Raw genomic sequence first — 17810 nt, forward strand, 5'->3', positions numbered from 1 at the left:
CAGCGTGCCCCTCCCGCCCCGGCAGCCATCTGGGCCACAGACCAGATGGCCGCCGGGGTTTCTTCAACTGGCGGGAGTCAGCGGCTGGAAGCGGCGTAGGCGGAGGCTGTTGGTTACTACGAAGACTGAGCTGAAGGCCATGGCGGCGCCTGCGAGCATTGGGTTGAGGAGGCCGGCTGCTGCCAGGGGGAGGCCGGCTACGTTGTAGGCGAAGGCCCAGAAGAGGTTGCCCTTGATGGTTCTGAGGGTGGTGCGGGACAATCGGATGGCGTCGGCGGCTGAGCGGAGGTCGCCTCGGACCAGGGTCAGGTCGCTCGCTTCGATGGCTACGTCGGTGCCGGTGCCCATGCTCAACCCGAGATCGGCTTGGGCCAGGGCGGCGGCGTCGTTCACTCCGTCTCCGACCATTGCGACGACGCGGCCTTCGGACTGAAGGTGCTTGACGGCGTCGACCTTGCCGGCGGGAAGGACCTCGGCGATGACCTCGTCGATGCCTACCTCGGCGGCCACCTTCTGGGCTACTGCCTCGTTGTCGCCGGTCAGCAAGACCGGGCGCAAACCGAGTGCCTTCAGTTGGCGGATCGCTTCGGCCGAGCTGGGCTTCACGGTATCGGCGACAACCAACACCGCCCGTGCTTTCCCATCCCACCCAACAGCAACCGCAGTACTGCCCTCGGCCTCAGCGTGCTCCTTGGCGTGGGCGAGCGACGCCGGCAGGTGCTGACTCCACTCCTCCAGTAGCCGGGTCCGCCCGACCAGCACCGCGTGACCGTCGACGATCCCTTGTACGCCGAGCCCCTCCACATTCCCGAAATCCTCGACAGCAGCGAGTTTCCCCACCTCATCGGCAGCCCCGCGAGCGATCGCCTGCGCAATCGGATGCTCACTCGAATGCTCGAGCGCCCCCGCCAACCGCAGTACCTCCGCCCGCTCCTCGCCATCCGCGAGCAGCACATCGACCAGCGCCATCCGCCCGGTCGTCACGGTCCCCGTCTTGTCCAGTACGACGGTGTCGACCCGATGCGTCGACTCCAGCACCTCAGGACCCTTGATCAGGATCCCCAGCTGAGCCCCACGCCCCGTCCCGACCATCAACGCCGTCGGCGTCGCCAGCCCCAGCGCACAAGGGCAAGCAATGATCAGCACCGCGACCGCCGCCGTGAACGCCACCTCGGTCGGCGACCCGTTCCCCAGCCAGAACCCCAACGTGGCCAGCGAAAGCCCGATCACGATCGGCACGAACACCCCGGAGATCCGGTCGGCCAACCGCTGAACAGCGGCCTTCCCGTTCTGGGCGTCCTCCACCAACCGCGCCATCTGCGCCATCTGCGTATCAGCCCCGACCCGAGTAGCCCGTACTACGAGCCGCCCGCCGGCGTTGACGGTCGCCCCGACAACGGCATCGCCCTCACCGACCTCCACCGGCACCGACTCGCCGGTCAGCATCGACGCGTCCACCGCGCTCGACCCCGTGACGATCACGCCATCGGTCGCGATCTTCTCGCCCGGCCGCACCACGAACTCGTTGCCCACCGCAAGTTGATCGGCCGGGATCCGTACCTCGACCCCACCCCGAAGTACCGCGACGTCCTTGGCCCCCAACTCCAGCAGCGCCTTCAGTGCAGCACCAGAAGACCGCTTGGCGCGGGCCTCGAAGTACCGTCCCGCCAGGATGAACGTCGTCACCCCGGCCGCGACCTCGAGATAGATCTCCTCCGCCCCGCTACCCCGCGACGGGATCAACGTGAACGGCATCTTCATCCCCGGCGCTCCCGCCTCGCCGAGGAACAACGCATACAGCGACCAGATGAAAGAACTCAGCACCCCGACCGAGATCAACGTGTCCATCGTCGCGGCCCCGTGCCGCAGATTCGTCCAAGCCGCCTTGTGGAACGGCCACGCCGCCCACGTCACCACCGGCGCGGCCAGCGTCAGCGAAGCCCACTGCCAGGAGTCGAACTGCAACGCCGGAATCATGCCCAAGGCAATCACCGGTACGGCGAGCGTGATGCTCGCGATCAACCGCTCCCGCAAGGGCTTCAGCTCATCGACCGGCTCGGGCCCGTCGGTGACAGGGGGAGTGGGCAGCGAAGCGGTGTAGCCGGTCGCCTCGACCGTCGCGACGAGATCGTCGGTACTGATGCCTTCGGCGAACGTCACCTTAGCCTTCTCGGTGGCGTAGTTGACGGTCGCCGTGACGCCTTCCATCCGGTTGAGCTTCTTCTCGACCCGGTTGGCGCAGGAGGCGCACGTCATGCCACCGATGAGGAGCTCGACGGAGTGGTCCGGTGTGGTCATTGCTGGGCCTCCTTTCAGTGGCCGTGCGGAGATTCTTCGCCCGCGCCGGGCAGTTCGCTGGGTGGCACGATCGCCGTACCGTCGCTGGTCACGTTCACCGTGAACTCAGCGGTCCGCACCTTGCCCGCGTGCTGGAAGTCGAGGAACAGGCTGTACGTCCCAGCCGTCGGGAAGGTGGTCCCGAACTCGATCTCCGGGCCGCCCTTCATCCCGGCCTTGGCCTCCATCGACGGATGCGTGTGCAGGTAGGCGAGATCGCCGCCGCGCAACGACACGAGATGTCCGAAGGCCCCGAGGTACGGCTGGAGATCGGTGATCGGCTTGCCGCCCTTGGTGATGCTGAAGGTCAGCGAGGACTCCTTGCCGGCAACAGGCTTCCCGGCCAGTGTGATGTCGTAGCCGTCGACCGAGTAGACACTGGCCGGCTCGTTCAGCGGCACCGGGATGTACAGCCCGGAAACGTTGACGTCGGCACCCAGCGTCAGAGTCTTGCCCAGCGCGGAGGGCTGGAAGTCGGTGAAGATCCGCCACTGCCCGCCAGCGGTGAACGTGAACGGAATGCTCCAGACCCCATCGGCAGAACGCGTCGGATGCACATGATGGAACCCGGACAGATCCCGCCGGACGACGATCAGATGCAGATCCTTCTCGTGCGTCTTCGTGTACTGCGTCACCGGCTTGCCGTCCGGCCCCTGGATGGTGAAGGCCAGCGTCTGCGCTTTACCCGGCTGGAAGAAGGTGTTCCGAGGTACCAACGTGTAGCCCGACTGGGAGACCGCGAGCCCAGGCGGCTGAGCACTCGCCTCGGAGTGCCCGGCGCCATGCGCATCAGCCGGCTCCTCCGACGGCATCCCGCTCATCCCGTCGCCACCGCCGCCATGCGAGTCGGCGGCCGGTGCCGGGTCGGCTGCCGCGACCGGGTCGACCGCGGAGCCGAGCGCGAAGGCGGCGGCGAATGCCAGCGCCAGTGCGCCGGCGAACGCGCCGAGCCGGACCGCGACAGCCCTGGTCATGCGCCTGAGCCGGCCAGCTCGTAGCCGGCCTCGTCGACGGCTTCGCGGACGGCAGCGTCGTCCAGGGCAGCCTCACTGGTCACGTGAACGGCGGAAGTACCGCCCGCGTTGAGGTCGATCTTGACCTCCTGGACGCCCGGCAGTTTGCCGAGCTCCTCGGTGACGGCGGCGCTGCAGTGGCCGCAGGTCATCCCGTTGACGGAGTACGTGGTGGTGGTCATAGCGGTGCTCCTAGCTTGAAAGTTCTTCTGAGGTTCAGCTGCGGACGAGCCGGGCGATCGCGTCGGAGGCCTCGCGGACCTTCTCCTCCGCCTCCACCCCGCCCCGCTGCGCGGCCTCGACCACGCAGTGCGACAGGTGCTCGTCGAGCAGCTCGAGGGAGAAGGACTGCAGCGCCTTGGTGGCCGCCGACACCTGGGTGAGGATGTCGATGCAGTACTTGTCCTCCTCGACCATCCGCTGCAGGCCACGCACCTGGCCCTCGATCCGGCGCAGCCGCTTCAGGTGGCTGGACTTCTCCGAGGTGTATCCGTGCACGTGCTCGGCGTTCTCTTCGGTGGTCATGGCGGTCCTCTTCTCCCAACTGCTACCCCTGCGGGGTATGTCGACAGGCAAAAAAGTACCCCCTATGGGTATCCGATGCAAGTCCACGGCGGATACCCATAGGGGGTAATGAAGAATTACAGCCCCAGCTCGGTCAAACCAGGGTGATCGTCCGGCCGCACTCCGGGGGCGTCCCAGTGGAACAGCCGGTCGCTCTCGTCGATCGCCTGGTCGTTGATGCTCGCCCGGCGGACCCGCATCAGCCCGTTCTCGTCGAACTCCCAGTTCTCGTTACCGTGCGACCGATACCACTGGCCGGCCGCGTCGTGGCTCTCGTAGACGAACCGGACCGCGATCCGGTCGCCGGTGAACGCCCACAGCTCCTTGATCAGCCGGTAGTCCAGCTCGCGCGCCCACTTCTGGGTCAGGAACTCGACCACCTCGTCCCGGCCGTTCACGAAGGTGTCCCGGTTCCGCCAATAGGTGTCCGGCGTGTACGCCAGCGAGACGGCGGCCGGATCCTGCTTGTTCCAGGCGTTCTCCGCGGCCCGGACCTTCTGGATCGCCGTCTCCTCGGTGAACGGGGGCAGCGGGGGTCGAGCGTTCACAAGCACTCCTCGTTGGTCGACTGTATCCATTGAAGCTTGTACCAGCGTGAACGCCGCAGGACCCTCCGGGCAACCAGAATCATGAAAGCGATCCGTTACGACAGCCCGGAGGCTGACATCGGTACACACGGGGGAGGATCCGAGCTGGAGTTCGGCGAACTGTTCGATGCCTATGCCGCGCCGCTGCACCGGTACCTGGCCCGCCGGGTCGGCCCCGACCATGCCCACGACCTGGTCAGCGAGACCTTTCTCGCCGCCTTCAAGCAACGCGAGACCTACAACCCCGAGACTGCGGCCGTCCGCAGCTGGCTCTACGGCATCGCGACCAACCTGGCCCGCCGCCACGTCCGCCAGGAGGTCCGGGGCCTCAAAGCGACAGCCCGCGCCGACAACACGGCGTACCAGCCCTCTCACGACGGCCAAGTCGCGGACCGCGTCGACGCCCAGGCGATGGCTCGCCAGATCGCTCCAGCGATCGCAGAGCTGTCCGACGGCGATCGAGACGTCCTCCTGCTGACGTCCTGGTCCGAGCTGACCACCGTGGAGGTCGCCGAAGCACTGGACATCCCGGTCGGCACCGTCCGATCCCGCCTGCATCGCATCCGACGGCTGCTGCGCACGCACGCCGCCACCGCTCACCTGACTGCCACTCCGGAGGCGATCCACCATGACTGAAGACAAGCTGATCGACCTGTGGTCCGAGGATGAGCTCGACCGTGCCCTCGGCGCCCTGCACGACGACGTACCGACAGACCCGACCCGGCTCGAGGCGTCCCGCGCCACGTTTCTGGCGGCCATCGATCGTCCCGTACGCCGCAAGCGCCGAAGCTGGGCCTATGCCCTGACAGCGGCCGCCGCCGTCACCACCCTCGTAGTCGGAGGCTTCCTGGTCACCACCAACTCGCCCGGTGGGACCGCCGAGGCCAAGGCCGAGCTCAACTCCGCCGCCGACCACGTGGTCGCCAAGGACCCGGTCATCCCACCCGGCAAGTACCGCTACCGGGTCAGCCACGGCTGGGTCTGGGGCTTCACCGAGACAGGCCCGAACGAGGGCGTCACCTATCTCGAAGAGCAACTGACCGAGACCTGGATCCCGGCCGACCGCACCCAGGAGTGGATGCAGCGCAGCAGCAACACCGGCCACCGGAAGCTGCTCCAGGGCACGCAGCAGCAGCTCGATATGGTCGCCAAGCTGATGGACGACAACGCGCCTCCCGTAGTACTGCGGGCCAGGTGTGGCGACTTCTATCTCGACAAAGGGCAGCAGCCCTGCACGAGGGCCGGTGGCTGGCAGGACCCGACGCCGGAGTGGGCTGCCGGCCTGCCGAGCGACCCGAAGGCGCTCTACAAGCGGCTGAAGAAGGATGCGCCCCGCAACAGCCGAGGCGAGACCGAACTGCTCGTCTACGCAGCCGACGCGCTCCGGACCGGCCAGGTACCGGCCAACGTGCGGTCGACGCTGTACCGGGCCCTGGGCAACCTCAACCACCTCGAGGTCTCGGACCGTGCGGTCAACCTGGACGGCAAGGTCGGCATCGCCTACGGCAGTGACGACGGCAAGGAACGCCAGGAGATCATCATCGACCCACGCACCGGCGACTACATCGGTGAACGCCAGGTCGTCACCAGCGGCGACAAGCGCGGCCAGGTGATCGGCTTCAGCTCGGTCACCAGCAGCATCGTCGATCGGATCGGTGAGCGCCGGTAGCCGCAACGGAGCAACAAACCCGGCGGGGTGGACGTCATCCTCTGCAAGGATGAGCGTCCCCCTCGCCGAGGGGGTTCTGAGGGAGAGGGGCGGCATGCCTGAGCTGGCTGTTCGCACGCAGGCGCTGCGGAAGACGTACCGGACCAGGCGGGGCAAGCGGGTGGTCGCGGTGCAGGGGCTCGATCTGGAGGTTCCGATCGGCGGGGTGCACGGGTTCCTCGGGCCGAACGGCTCCGGCAAGACGACCTCGATCCGGATGCTGCTCGGGCTGGTCCGGGCCGACGCCGGCACGATGACCGTGTTCGGCCAGGTGGTACCGGACCGACTGCCCGACGTGGTCGGCCGGGTCGGCGCGATCGTCGAGTCGCCGAAGTTCTTCCCGTCGTTCAGCGGCCGGAAGAACCTCGAGCTGCTCGCCGACGCGATCGGTGCGCCCCGCAAGCGGGTCGGCGAGGTGCTGGAGGAGACCTCGCTGAACGAGCGCGGCAAGGACCGGTTCAAGACCTACTCGCTCGGGATGAAGCAGCGGCTGGCGATCGCGGCCACGCTGCTCAAGCAGCCCGACCTGCTGATCTTCGACGAGCCGACCAACGGCCTCGATCCGGCCGGCATCCGGGAGATCCGCGAGACGATGCGCGGGCTGGGGGAGCAGGGCCGCACGGTCCTGGTCAGCAGCCACATCCTGGCCGAGGTCGAGCAGGTCGCGGACACCGTCTCGATCATCGGGCACGGCCGGTTGCTCGCCTCCGGCACCGTCGCCGAGGTGATCGGCGGCAGCGGCAAGTCCACCGTGAAGATCGGCGTGGACCAACTGGACAAGGCCGCGTCGATCCTGACCGCGTCAGGCCTGACAGTACGGGCCGAAGGCAACTACCTCTTCGTCGACGGCGCCGAGCACTCGGCCGAAGTCACCAGAAGGCTGGCCCAACAGGAGTTGTACGTGTCCGAGCTGGTCCCGGTCCGCGCCGACCTGGAGTCCGTCTTCCTCGAACTGACCGCCGACGAGGGACTGGGAGGCGACCAGTGATCCGCCTCACCGGAGTCGAGCTCCGCCGGCTGGCCTCGCGCCGGCTCGCGATCATCGGCGTCGCCGCCGTCCTGATCATCACCGCCTTCCTGCTGTTCGCCACCTGGCGCGATTCCCGGCCGTTGTCGGCGGCGGAGCAGCAGCAGAACCAGGTCTACTTCGAGCAGGCGCAGAAGGACTGGGAGCTGCACGGCGAGCAGTACCAGAAGGACTGCGAGGCCTCGTACGCCTCGGCGCCCGACCCGAAGCCCGCGTTGAAGGACTTCTGCCCGGGCCCGCCGACGATCGAGCAGTACGGCAAGCCGAAGAACGTGTTCTCCGAGCTGATGCCGACCATGTTGCAGGGGTTGTCCTACCTGCTGGTGGCGATGGCGTTCCTGATCGGGGCCAGTTTCGTCGGGGCCGAGTTCAGCAGTGGGGCGATCGGCAACTGGCTCACGTTCGAGCCGCGCCGGATGCGCGTCTACGCCAGCAAGCTGGCCGGCGCCGGGATCGGGCTCGCCCCGGTGGCGGTGGTGATCACCGCGATCCTGGTGTTCGGGACGTACCTGATCATCGACAAGCTCGGCATCACGGCCGGTACGACGGGCAAGGTCTGGGGCAACCTGGCCGAGACGTCGGGGCGGGTCGTGCTGATGACGGCGATCGGGGCGGCGATCGGTGGTGCCGTCGGGCTGTTGCTGCGGCATACGGCTGCTGCGATCGGGGTCGTGATGGCGTACGTAGTACTGGTCGAAGGTGTGTTCGGTGGGTTCCTGACCCAGGTGCAGCCGTGGTTGATCCGGCTCAACTTCGACGCCTTCGTGCTGCACGGGACGACGTACTACGTGGAGAAATGCGCCACCGGCCAGGACGGCAGCTACAACTGCAACTCGGTCGAGAAGCATCTGTCCTTCGAGCACGGCGCCTGGTACCTGAGCATCGGTGCCGTCGTCATCATCGCGATCGGGGCGCTGGTCTTCCGCCGTCGCGACGTCAACTAGCTGTCTGCCGCCTGCGGCGTAGCAGCGAGAACAGCGCAAGACCACCGGTGATCAAGATGGATCCACCGGCGGCCGCCAGGCCGAGCTCGAGGCCTGGCGGCCGGAAGCCACAGTGGATCTTCTGGCTCGGTCCTGGCAGTTGCACGGCGATCAGCCCACCGAACTCGCCCGCGTCCTGCGCCTTGCCGCCGTCGACCGAGCAACGCCAGCCGTCCGTCCGCGGCACCGCGACCACCGCAAGCCCTGTACTCCCGGGCTTCAGCGTCGCGTCGATCGAATGGCCGCCGGTCTTCACATCCGTGGCCCCAGCGGCTCGAAGAGCGGCGACAGCCTTCGTCAGCTTGGCCTCGTCGAGGCAGCCGATCGCCCCGCTCACCGGGAGCGCGTACGGCGAGACGAGAATCTTGAGCTCGATGACCGCGACCCCGTTCGCCGGCGTCTTACCCACCTCGAGCACCGCGCTGCTCGTGTTGCTGCCCGGTCGCTTGGTGGCGATCAGGTTCCGCCACTCGCTGTCTGCGCCGATCCGCGCCTGCCCACCGGTGCGCGGCAGGCTCAGGTACACGGTCGAGCCGACCGGGCACGAGGCCGTCAACGTGACCAGTCCGGGCTCGATCCGGCGCCCGCGATACTTCGGTACGTCGTACACCTGAGCGCCCAAAAGTCTTTCCTGATAAGCGAAGACGCTATCCGGCTCAGGCGCGCCGTCAGCCGGCTTCGGCTGAACCCGGACGAGCGGCGGCACCTCGGCGCGCTTGATGGTCCCGTCCTCGAGGCGCGCGCCGATGGAGAAGATCGCGTCCGTGACCGGGTTGTCGAGCTCGAGCGACGCCCGCCCGTACCCCTGCCAGCCGAAGCCGAGGTTGGTCAGCGTGTGGTTCAGACTCGCGGGCAGCAGGCTGCTGTAGTAGCCGGGTCCCTGGCCACCCAGCAGCACCGGGTCGTTCGGCGTCAGCGACGTGCCGGGATCAGTCCGGTACTTCGGCCAGTCGCCCGCCTCGCGTACCTTGTCGGCCAGGTCGCTCTGCTGCGCGCCCCACGGCTCCGCGGAGGCGGTGAGCACCTTGTTGCGCTCGTGATCGACCACGATCGCCGTCCAGGCCAGCTCGACGCCCATTGCGCCGATGACCAGCACGGCGCCGACGATCGCGACCAGCCGTGCCTGCCCGAAGTACCGGATCGCCAGCAGAACGGCGAGTAGGAGGCCGCCCGAGCAGCTCAGCACGATGATGCTGCCGTTGGTGAGCAGGGGGCTGTGCTGCGTGCAGATCGCGAGGGTGACGACGAGTGCCGTGCCGCCGAGCAGCGCGATCCAGCTCGGCGTGCGGTCGGCGACGGACAGCCAGGCAGCGATGACGAGAATCGCGCAGAGCACGAAGCCTTCGCGGTACTGGCTGCCGTTCGGGGTGTCGAAGCCGTGCCACATGTCGTGGGTCGGCTTCCACAGGAACGAGGCGCCGACGAGGACCGCCAGCAGGGTCCAGGCGATCCGCGTGACGGCTCGGACGGATCCGTTGAACGGGAGGGTCGCGGCGAGCAGCAGGGCCGCAGTACCGACGTACAGGCCGGCACTGCGGGAGACGCCTTCGGTCAGTGGCAGGAGGCGTGAGAAGAAGCTCTCCAGCGAGACCGGGACGAAATGGCCGGACGGCGACGGCGCCGCGAGCGCGTTGGTCTTGAAGACGGGGATCAGGACTGGCGTCGACAGGGCCAGGCCGAGAATCATCGTGAGCGCGTGCCGCAGCAGGCCGCGCAGCCGGTCGGCCCAGGCGAGCTCGCTGGTCAGGACCCGAACGATCAGGATCAGGCTGGCCGCGATCGTCGCCATGTAAGCGGTGTAGAAGTTGGACACCCAGAACACGCCGACCACGAGCACGCTCAGGATCCGGTGCTTGCGCTGCAGCGACCACTCGCCGACCAGACACAGCATCGGCAGCGCGATCAGCCCGTCGAGCCACATCGGCACGTACGCCGCGTCGTCGATCGCCCACCCACACAGCCCGTACGACGCGCCGAGTACCGCCGCGAGCCACCACGGCCCGGGCTTCATCCGCCGTAGCAACGCCGCCATTGCAGCGGCCGCCAACGCAAGTTTGAGTGTGGTGATGACGAAGACCGCGAGATCGATGTCGTCGCGCGGGAACAGCACCACCAGCAGCGAAAGCGGACTGCCGAGATCGACCCCGAAGTCGGCGAGGAACCCGACCCCGAATCCGCTCTGCCAGTTGAACAACAGGTCGCCCTGGGCGTTGCCCGTCAGGACATCCCACAGGTGCGCGAAGAACGGGATGTACTGCACGCCGAGGTCGTTCGTACTGCGTGAGGCCTGCCCGAAGGGGAACGTGCCGCGGAACATCCCGGCCACCATGAAGCCGACAGCAGCCACCGCTCCCGCGACCCACGCCTCGGGTGCCGGGATTCTTGCCTTCGGCATCGCGCTCCCCTCTACCGCGCGCCAGGCTACACTCCTGGCCAGGTCGTTGGATCTCTCCTGGAGTGCAATGCGGTTGACGCTGGTGGTTCCCTGTTTCAACGAAGCCGACGTGATCGCCCGGTTCCACGAGGCGGTCAGCCGGGAGCTGACCGGGACCCACGAACCGTACGAGATCATCTACGTCGACGACGGCAGCAAGGACGGCACGCTCGACGCGGTGATCGAGATCGCCCGCGCCGACCCGGCCGTCCGGTACCTGTCCTTCAGCCGGAACTTCGGCAAGGAGGCCGCCATGCTGGCCGGTCTGCGGCACGCCGGTGGCGACGCGGTGATCCTGATGGACGCGGATCTGCAGCACCCGCCGGAGCTGATCGGCCGGATGCTCGAACTGCACACCAAGGGTTTCGACCAGGTGATCGCGCGCCGGACCAGGGCCGGCGACCCCGCGACCCGGACGCTGCTCGCCCGGACGTATTACTGGCTGATCAATCGCTGGGCCGATGTCGAGCTGATGGACGGCGTCGGCGACTTCCGGCTGATCTCGCGGCGCGCGGTCGACGGGCTGCTGAAGCTGGAGGAGAACAACCGGTTCTCCAAGGGGCTGTTCGCCTGGATCGGGTTCGACTCGATCATCTTCGAGTACGAGAACGTCCAGCGCGAGGGCGGTGGGCGCAGCCGGTGGTCGTTCCGCAAGCTGTTCGAGTACGGGCTGGACGGGTTGCTGTCGTTCAACAACAAGCCGCTGCGGGCCGCGATCTACGTCGGCATGCTGCTCACGACCGTCGCGGTGCTCTATGCGATCTGGGTGATCGTGGTGGCGGCGACGCAGGGCGTGGAGATGCCCGGCTACGTCACGCTGATCGCGGCGATCACCGGGCTGGGCGGCTTGCAGATGGTGATGCTCGGGGTGATCGGCGAGTACATCGGGCGGATCTACTACGAGACCAAGCAGCGGCCGCATTACCTGGTCAAGGAGAGCAACCTGACGCCGCCGGGGGTCATCCTGGGTGGGGCGAGCACATCGACGTACAAGCTGCACAGCCATACCGACGAAGTACGGCTCGACCGGGATTGAAAAACGGGCCCTGGGTAGACAACCCAGGGCCCGCGTTCCAGTGGATCAGGCAGTCAGACGCTCTTCGGTCGAAGCCGAGAACAGGTGCAGCTTGTCGGTCTGCGCCTCGAGGTGGATCAGCGAGCCCTTCTCGACGTTCATCCGGGCGCCGATCTTGGCCACGATCTGCTGGTGGTTGCCGTCGTGCTCGGCGGTGCCGTAGAGGAACGCGTCAGCGCCGAGCTCCTCGATCACGGCCACCTTCACCGGCAGGCCGGTGTCGGAGACCTTGAAGGCCTCCGGACGGACGCCGATCGACACGGTCTTGTCGCTGCCGGCCTTGGCCAGGATGTCGCGGGAGACCGGGATGGTGTAGTCGCCGAGCTTGGCGCCGCCGTCGACCAGGTCGGCGGTCAGCAGGTTCATCGCGGGCGAGCCGATGAAGCCGGCCACGAACAGGTTCTTCGGGTTGTCGTACAGGTTCAGCGGGGTGTCGACCTGCTGGAGCAGACCGTCCTTGAGCACCGCGACCCGATCGCCCATCGTCATCGCCTCGACCTGGTCGTGGGTGACGTAGACGGTGGTGACGCCGAGACGCTGCTGCAGCTCGGCGATCTGGGTACGGGTCTGGACCCGCAGCTTGGCGTCGAGATTCGACAGCGGCTCGTCCATCAGGAAGACCTGCGGGTTACGCACGATCGCGCGACCCATGGCGACACGCTGACGCTGACCACCGGACAGGGCCTTCGGCTTGCGGTCCAGGTACTCCTCGAGGCCGAGCAGCTTGGCGGCCTCCTGGACCCGCTTGGCGCGGTCCTCCTTGGAGACACCCTGCATCTTCAGCGCGAAGCCCATGTTGTCCGCGACCGACATGTGCGGGTACAGGGCGTAGTTCTGGAACACCATCGCGATGTCCCGCTCTTTCGGCGGGCGGTGGGTGACATCGCGGTCGCCGATGTAGATGGAGCCCTCGTTGACCTCTTCGAGGCCCGCGAGCATCCGCAGCGAGGTGGACTTGCCACAACCGGACGGGCCGACGAGGACCATGAACTCGCCGTCCTCGATCTCGAGGTTGAGCTTGTCGACGGCGGGCGTCTCAGAACCGGGGTAGACCCGGGTCGCCGCCTTGAACGAGACAGTAGCCATGACTGTGTACCTTCCTTCACCGGCAGGAACGTGCCGGACGATCCGAGTAAAGGCCCCCAGGCGGGGGTGGGCCCATCCTCACCTGAGCGACAGCTCCTGACAAGGTGTACGGCGTGTGACATGTCCGGTTTGTTCACGTGGTGGACACTTCTGCGCAGGTCTTGTCTGCAATTTCTTGCAACATCTTGCTGCAAGTTCAGTGACCGGTGGGTAAGGTGCCGCCGTGAGCAGTAGAGCGAGGCTGGCGGACATCGCGGTCAAGGCCGGCGTCAGCGAGGCGACGGTGTCCCGGGTCCTGAACGGCAAACCGGGCGTCGCGGAAGAGACCAGACAGGCGGTACTGACCGCGCTCGACGTACTGGGCTTCGAACGCCCGACCCGGCTGCGCCGCCGCTCGGCCGGTCTGATCGGGCTGGTGATGCCGGAACTGATCAACCCGATCTTCCCCGCCTTCGCCCAGGTGATCGAGTCGGCGCTGTCCCAGCGCGGCTACACCCCGGTCCTGTGCACGCAGTCCCCATCGGGCGCGACCGAGGAGGAGTACGTCGAGATGCTGCTCGAACGCGGCGTCTCCGGCATCATCTTCGTCTCCGGCCTGCACGCCGACACCGGCGCCGACCACGCCCGCTACCAGTCCCTGGTCGACCGCAACTTGCCGGTCGTCTTCGTCAACGGCTGGCTCCCCGGCGTCGAGGCCCCCTTCGTCTCCTCCGACGAGCACGCCGCGATGGAACTGGCCGTCTCCCATTTGGTTGCCCTAGGCCACCGACGGATCGGCTTCGCGTCCGGCCCCGAACGCTTCATCGTCGTCCAACGCAAACTGGCCGGCTACCGCACCGCCATGAAAGCCCAACTGGGCTTGACCGATGACGACCTCTCCGACCTGGTCCAACTCAGCATGTTCGGCGTAGAAGGCGGCCAAGCCGCAGCCCAACGCCTCCTGGACGCCGGTGTCAGCGCCATCGTCTGCGGCTCCGACATGATGGCCCTGGGCACAATCCGAGCCGCCCGCCAACGCGGCCTCTCCGTCCCCACCGACATCTCGGTCGTCGGCTACGACGACGCCCCCATGATGGAGTTCACCGACCCACCCATGACCACAGTCCGCCAACCCGTCCAGGCAATGGGCCTAGCCGCAGTACAAGCCCTCCTGGAAGAAGTCCGCGGCCACACCACCCCCCACACAGAATTCCTCTTCCGCCCAGAACTAGTAGTCCGCAACACCACCGGCCCCCACCACCCCGCACAGGGGTAAGAGCGAAGGACAAGACCGAATAGTGCGCCACCCGACCTGTGGTCGGCCGGAGTGCCGCGCCGCGCCGCCGCTCAGCGATGAAACAGGAACGTAGAACGCGCCGTCGCGCAGAGACCAACAGGTGAGCTCGCGAGCCTACGAACCACGGCCAGAGCAAGCGCGCGGCAGTAAGAACAAGACGAGAAGCACAAGAACAGAAGAGACGGTGCGCCCGGCCCCGTGACTGGTCTAGGCGGTGCCGCGCTTCCGGTCAGCGGTGGGTAGCAACAACGCGCCGTGCTGAGACTCTGCGATCGAGCTTGCTGTCGGCAGCGGTGAGGGCCAGGAACAAGAGAGATCTTGTCGCGTCGAGAGATCCATCGGGTTGAGCCGCGAGAGCACGATGAAGCGCGGCGGCAATTTCGCCGGCGGATGATGAGTTCCACGCCAATGAGCACCTTCGCCCCGTCGTCGCCACCGGATGACGACGAGGCGCCTCCATCCCCGCAGGACGAGAACGGGATGGATGCTCTCTCTGTGGTTGCCCGCGATGTCGACGGTGTTATCCGTCGTCGTGGATGGGGTGGGTGCCGTTGTGGTCGACGCGGAATCGGTAGCCGTGGGGGGTGGTCCATTCGGTGGCGTTGCCGTTGGTGTGTTCGGTCCAGCCGGCGAAGGTCTTGATTCGGTGGCTGCGTCGGCGGAGCGGTCGCAGGTTGGTGGTGCTGGTCTGGCCTGCGGGTCCGTTGGGGTCGTAGGGGATGACGTGGTCGAGGTCGGTCCGGTTGGTGGTCTCGCCCGGCCCGTACGGAAACTGTTCGACCGGGTAGGTGAGCTTGACCCGCTCGCGCATCCAGCCGGGGATCTCGTAGGCGTTGACGTTGTAGCCCTCGTTGAGATCGATGACCGGCTGGACCACGACCCGGTCATAGCCGACGAGTTCGGCGAGCTTCGCGTAGACGGGCCCGAAACGCTCAATGCGCATGGTTCCCTGACCGGCGAGCAGGGTCTCGTCGGTGAGGTGGACGTAGAGCTTGATCTTGCCGGGTCTGGTCGCGGGGATTCCGGCTTTGTGGGCGGCGGTTTTGAGGGCGAAGAGTTTGGCGGCGAGGTTGTCGCGTGCTGCAGCATCCATGGCGGTGATGAGGGTGTCGGCCATGGTGGGGTCGAGTGGTTCCACGCGGGGTCGGCGTAGCCGGTTCCCGTCAGGTTCGGTGTTCATGCCGGGCTCGTCGAGCCAGCAGGGTTCCTCGGCCTGGCATGGCATCTCGGCCGGCATGGCTTCGGCCGGCTCTGTGCGGGTAGTCGAGGCGAGTTCTGAGACTGCCTGTCCGTGTAGCCGGTCCGAGGGGTTGTGGATGCTTGCGGACAGATCCCGGGGCCCCAAGTCGGTAGCGCCGGTGGACGACGCCGCAGATTCCTCGGCGCGCATGGTGTTCGGGGTGGAGCAGCCTGCGGTGTCTGATGTGGAGGTGGGTGCGTCGGCGGGGTTGGTTGTGCTCTCCGCAGGTTCTGGGGTGGTGGTGGGCTGGTGGGTGGCGAGGTACTGGGCTACCTGGAGGAAGAGATGGGACAGGGAGGGGTCGGCCATGATGCTGAAGGCGCGGGCTCGCTGGGCCTGGCGTGGGGCGGGGCCTTCGAGGTTGTTGAGGGCGTCGGCCATCTGGTCGATGGTGGCGTCGAAGAAGATGACCGAGCCGGTGTCGGCTTTCACGACGATGGTTGAGGTGCCGTGGTCGTCGGAGCGGCCGAGGTAGACGCCGCGTTCGCGGGCTTTCTGTTCGGCGGCGGCTTTGGCGGTCTCGGGGTCGGCTTCCCAGAGGGCGGCTTTGATGATGTTGCGGAGCTGGATCGGGCCGACGGTGTTGATGATGGGGGCGACGCGGGTGTCGACGATGGCGGCGGCGTCGACCGATAGGTGCATCGAGGCGGTGGCGGCTTCGCGGGCGCGCCAGGGGATGGCTTCGCGGGCCAGGACGCGGTCCCAGATCAGCGGGAGGCGGTGGCGCAGGGCGAGGGCTTGGCCGAGGGTCTTCGCGGCGGTCTCGATCGAGAGGCCCAGGACGACGCCGTACTCGGCGACGGCGAACTCGGCGATGCCGGGACAGCCGGGGCCGCCGGGGTGCAGGGCGCGTTCGGCGCCGGGGCAGGACTGGTCGGCAGGGATCATCGCCGGGTCGGGGTGCAGGTCGGCGTAGTGGACGGCGAGCAGGAGGCGCTGGATGCCGGCTTCGTGTTCGTCGGCCTGGGCCCGCGCGGAAGCGGCCAGCGTCTCCGCTGTGTCCCACGCGACCACATCACTCTCGAACATGCGTTCGATACTACGCTCCGTGAGTGGGCGGTGCAAATCGCTGAAGGAGCTGGATTCCCTTGCTTATAAAGGACTCCGGCTCGGATCCGTCCCCTGCCGGGCGGGTCCGAGCCGGAGGCTTGGGGGAGTTAGGTCACTTGGAGGTGTGGAAGGCGGCCTTTGAGTTGAGGGTGGTTAGGCCGTTGGCCCAGAGGGAGTTGACCTGGGCTCGTTCGTTGGCGTCGGGGTTGGGGTTGGTGCATGAAGGGCCGGGGCCGCCGCCCGACATCAACTCGCTGCAGGGGCCGGAGTAGTGGTCGGGGAGGCCTAGGACGTGGCCGGTTTCGTGGGCGGTGATTCTCAGGGGGTCGTACTGCTGGGCCTGGGCGTAGTCCAGGAAGACGTAGCCGCTGCCGTGGCCGTCTGTTGAGGCGTAGGAGCCGCGGGGGTCGTTGCCCTCGGTGTAGTAGAAGTCGTAGTTGCTTCCCTCGACCAGGGTGACGTTGCTGACCGAGGAGTTCCAGATCGAGGTGCTGGAGGCGATCTGGGAGGCGAAGGTCGGGGCGTCGACCGCGTAGGTGAGGGTGACGGCGGCGAGCTTGTTGCCGGACTTGGCCTGCTTGGCCTTCACGGACCTCATCACCGCGTCGTAGAAGGCCTTGGTGGCGGCCTGGTCCTGGGGCGATCCGGTGTACGTCGAGACGTGGCTTGCCTGGGCCGGCTCTGGGGCTGGTGCAGCAGCGGCGTAGGCAGGGACGGCGAGGGCGGCTGCGGCCAGCCCGGCCAGGGAAGTCAGGATACGGCGATGCGACATGGGAGGGCCTCACTCCGTGATCTGTGGCGGAAAGCGACCGGCGGATTACTGATCGCTACAGATCGGCAGCTTGCCAAGTCCGGCGGAATTCCACACCAGAACGGGAGAAAGGAAGGGGTTAACCCTCGTTCGCCGGGGCCGGCGGTATGACTGTCATAACTCGCCGGGTATGCCGACGTTCAGAATGCGGGCGCCCGGTCCACGCTCGGCCAGCCGGTCGGCCTTGTTGTAGAGGTTGCAGCGCTGCAGGCTCAGGCAGCCACAGCCGATGCAACCGTCGAGGTCGTCGCGGAGCCGCTCGAGCTCGGCGATCCGGTCGTCCAGCCGGCTGCGCCAGGACTTCGACAGCCGGCTCCAGTCGGCCCGGGTCGGAGTACGGTCGTCAGGCAACGAATCCAGTGCGGACTTGATCTCGGCCAGCGCCAGGCCGACCCGTTGCGCGGCCTGGACGAAAGCGATCCGCCGCAACGTACTGCGCAAGTACTGCCGCTGGTTCCCGGCGGTCCGTCGGGAGGCGATCAGCCCCTGGTCCTCGTAGAACCGCAAGGCCGACGCGGCGACACCCGAACGATGGGCGATCTCGCCGATCGACAGCCAGTGGTCCTTGCTGGGAATGGTCTCCTCCGCCATACCTTCACAGTAGATCGCCCACACAAGA

Annotated in this window: 16 protein-coding genes; 6 read left to right on the forward strand and 10 right to left on the reverse strand. The window is 67.2% G+C overall.

What is annotated here, in order from left to right; genetic code table 11:
* Positions 1-63: 63 nt before the first annotated feature.
* The 5 genes from ABD768_RS28755 to ABD768_RS28775 form a co-directional block, all read right to left on the reverse strand.
* Entirely contained in the window at positions 64-2298 is a 2235-nt protein-coding gene (locus ABD768_RS28755) for a heavy metal translocating P-type ATPase (RefSeq protein WP_344845785.1), read from the reverse strand.
* A 14-nt stretch (positions 2299-2312) separates the two neighbouring features.
* The gene (locus tag ABD768_RS28760) at positions 2313-3311 is read right to left on the reverse strand and encodes a hypothetical protein (protein ID WP_344845787.1); all 999 of its coding nucleotides are present in this window, start codon (positions 3309-3311) and stop codon (positions 2313-2315) included.
* Positions 3308-3532, reverse strand: coding sequence for a heavy-metal-associated domain-containing protein (locus ABD768_RS28765; protein ID WP_343969633.1), 225 nt, complete (start codon positions 3530-3532; stop codon positions 3308-3310). The genes ABD768_RS28760 and ABD768_RS28765 overlap by 4 nt, the downstream gene beginning before the upstream one ends.
* A 34-nt stretch (positions 3533-3566) precedes the next feature.
* On the reverse strand, positions 3567-3875 hold the full coding sequence (locus ABD768_RS28770) for a metal-sensitive transcriptional regulator (protein ID WP_396372771.1): 309 nt from the start codon (positions 3873-3875) through the stop codon (positions 3567-3569).
* 116 nt (positions 3876-3991) lie between these two features.
* The gene (locus ABD768_RS28775) at positions 3992-4462 is read right to left on the reverse strand and encodes a nuclear transport factor 2 family protein (RefSeq protein ID WP_343969629.1); all 471 of its coding nucleotides are present in this window, start codon (positions 4460-4462) and stop codon (positions 3992-3994) included.
* 81 nt (positions 4463-4543) lie between these two features.
* Between ABD768_RS28775 and ABD768_RS28780 the strand changes: the two genes are divergently transcribed.
* The 4 genes from ABD768_RS28780 to ABD768_RS28795 all read left to right on the forward strand — a co-directional run bounded on the left by ABD768_RS28780 (position 4544) and on the right by ABD768_RS28795 (position 8180).
* Positions 4544-5137, forward strand: coding sequence for an RNA polymerase sigma factor (locus ABD768_RS28780; protein ID WP_343969626.1), 594 nt, complete (start codon positions 4544-4546; stop codon positions 5135-5137).
* Positions 5130-6170: a CU044_5270 family protein gene (locus ABD768_RS28785; protein WP_344845790.1), complete on the forward strand. Its 1041-nt coding sequence runs from the start codon at positions 5130-5132 to the stop codon at positions 6168-6170. Before ABD768_RS28780 ends, ABD768_RS28785 begins: the two co-directional genes overlap by 8 nt.
* A 94-nt stretch (positions 6171-6264) precedes the next feature.
* Complete coding sequence (locus tag ABD768_RS28790) at positions 6265-7197, forward strand: ABC transporter ATP-binding protein (protein ID WP_344845793.1); 933 nt, start codon at positions 6265-6267, stop codon at positions 7195-7197.
* Positions 7194-8180 (forward strand): ABC transporter permease subunit, encoded by a 987-nt coding sequence (locus ABD768_RS28795; protein ID WP_343969617.1) that lies wholly within the window; start codon positions 7194-7196, stop codon positions 8178-8180. Before ABD768_RS28790 ends, ABD768_RS28795 begins: the two co-directional genes overlap by 4 nt.
* Here ABD768_RS28795 and ABD768_RS28800 read toward each other — a convergent pair.
* Entirely contained in the window at positions 8173-10614 is a 2442-nt protein-coding gene (locus ABD768_RS28800; RefSeq protein WP_344845795.1) for a YfhO family protein, read from the reverse strand. The genes ABD768_RS28795 and ABD768_RS28800 overlap by 8 nt on opposite strands.
* A gap of 67 nt (positions 10615-10681) precedes the next feature.
* On the opposite strand from ABD768_RS28800, the gene ABD768_RS28805 reads away from it, so the two are divergent.
* The gene (locus tag ABD768_RS28805) at positions 10682-11689 is read left to right on the forward strand and encodes a glycosyltransferase family 2 protein (protein WP_344845798.1); all 1008 of its coding nucleotides are present in this window, start codon (positions 10682-10684) and stop codon (positions 11687-11689) included.
* Between the two features lie 45 nt (positions 11690-11734).
* On the opposite strand, the gene ABD768_RS28810 is transcribed toward ABD768_RS28805, so the two are convergent.
* On the reverse strand, positions 11735-12814 hold the full coding sequence (locus tag ABD768_RS28810) for an ABC transporter ATP-binding protein (RefSeq protein WP_343969608.1): 1080 nt from the start codon (positions 12812-12814) through the stop codon (positions 11735-11737).
* 223 nt (positions 12815-13037) lie between these two features.
* Here ABD768_RS28810 and ABD768_RS28815 point away from each other — a divergent pair, with 223 nt between their 5' ends.
* Positions 13038-14069, forward strand: a complete 1032-nt coding sequence (locus ABD768_RS28815; RefSeq protein WP_343969605.1) for a LacI family DNA-binding transcriptional regulator — start codon at positions 13038-13040, stop codon at positions 14067-14069.
* A gap of 541 nt (positions 14070-14610) precedes the next feature.
* On the opposite strand, the gene ABD768_RS28820 is transcribed toward ABD768_RS28815, so the two are convergent.
* The 3 genes from ABD768_RS28820 to soxR form a co-directional block, all read right to left on the reverse strand.
* Positions 14611-16359 (reverse strand): HNH endonuclease signature motif containing protein, encoded by a 1749-nt coding sequence (locus ABD768_RS28820; RefSeq protein WP_344845801.1) that lies wholly within the window; start codon positions 16357-16359, stop codon positions 14611-14613.
* A 133-nt stretch (positions 16360-16492) separates the two neighbouring features.
* Positions 16493-17152 (reverse strand): snapalysin, encoded by a 660-nt coding sequence (gene snpA, locus ABD768_RS28825; RefSeq protein WP_344845804.1) that lies wholly within the window; start codon positions 17150-17152, stop codon positions 16493-16495.
* A 153-nt stretch (positions 17153-17305) separates the two neighbouring features.
* Positions 17306-17782 carry a redox-sensitive transcriptional activator SoxR gene (gene soxR / locus ABD768_RS28830; RefSeq protein ID WP_343969596.1) on the reverse strand — a complete coding sequence of 159 codons (477 nt, stop codon included), beginning with the start codon at positions 17780-17782 and terminating at the stop codon, positions 17306-17308.
* Positions 17783-17810: the final 28 nt, after the last annotated feature.

The organism is Kribbella ginsengisoli, assembly GCF_039537185.1.
Lineage (GTDB): Bacteria > Actinomycetota > Actinomycetes > Propionibacteriales > Kribbellaceae > Kribbella > Kribbella koreensis.

Bases quoted from the DNA above. Each gene is read 5' to 3' on its own strand.
- ABD768_RS28755 (WP_344845785.1), bottom strand. From the start codon at position 2,298: ATGACCACACCGGACCACTCCGTCGAGCTCCTCATCGGTGGCATGACG.
- ABD768_RS28760 (WP_344845787.1), bottom strand. From the start codon at position 3,311: ATGACCAGGGCTGTCGCGGTCCGGCTCGGCGCGTTCGCCGGCGCACTG.
- ABD768_RS28765 (WP_343969633.1), bottom strand. From the start codon at position 3,532: ATGACCACCACCACGTACTCCGTCAACGGGATGACCTGCGGCCACTGC.
- ABD768_RS28770 (WP_396372771.1), bottom strand. From the start codon at position 3,875: ATGACCACCGAAGAGAACGCCGAGCACGTGCACGGATACACCTCGGAG.
- ABD768_RS28780 (WP_343969626.1), top strand. From the start codon at position 4,544: ATGAAAGCGATCCGTTACGACAGCCCGGAGGCTGACATCGGTACACAC.
- ABD768_RS28785 (WP_344845790.1), top strand. From the start codon at position 5,130: ATGACTGAAGACAAGCTGATCGACCTGTGGTCCGAGGATGAGCTCGAC.
- ABD768_RS28790 (WP_344845793.1), top strand. From the start codon at position 6,265: ATGCCTGAGCTGGCTGTTCGCACGCAGGCGCTGCGGAAGACGTACCGG.
- ABD768_RS28800 (WP_344845795.1), bottom strand. From the start codon at position 10,614: ATGCCGAAGGCAAGAATCCCGGCACCCGAGGCGTGGGTCGCGGGAGCG.
- ABD768_RS28805 (WP_344845798.1), top strand. From the start codon at position 10,682: ATGCGGTTGACGCTGGTGGTTCCCTGTTTCAACGAAGCCGACGTGATC.
- ABD768_RS28810 (WP_343969608.1), bottom strand. From the start codon at position 12,814: ATGGCTACTGTCTCGTTCAAGGCGGCGACCCGGGTCTACCCCGGTTCT.
- ABD768_RS28820 (WP_344845801.1), bottom strand. From the start codon at position 16,359: ATGTTCGAGAGTGATGTGGTCGCGTGGGACACAGCGGAGACGCTGGCC.
- snpA (WP_344845804.1), bottom strand. From the start codon at position 17,152: ATGTCGCATCGCCGTATCCTGACTTCCCTGGCCGGGCTGGCCGCAGCC.
- soxR (WP_343969596.1), bottom strand. From the start codon at position 17,782: ATGGCGGAGGAGACCATTCCCAGCAAGGACCACTGGCTGTCGATCGGC.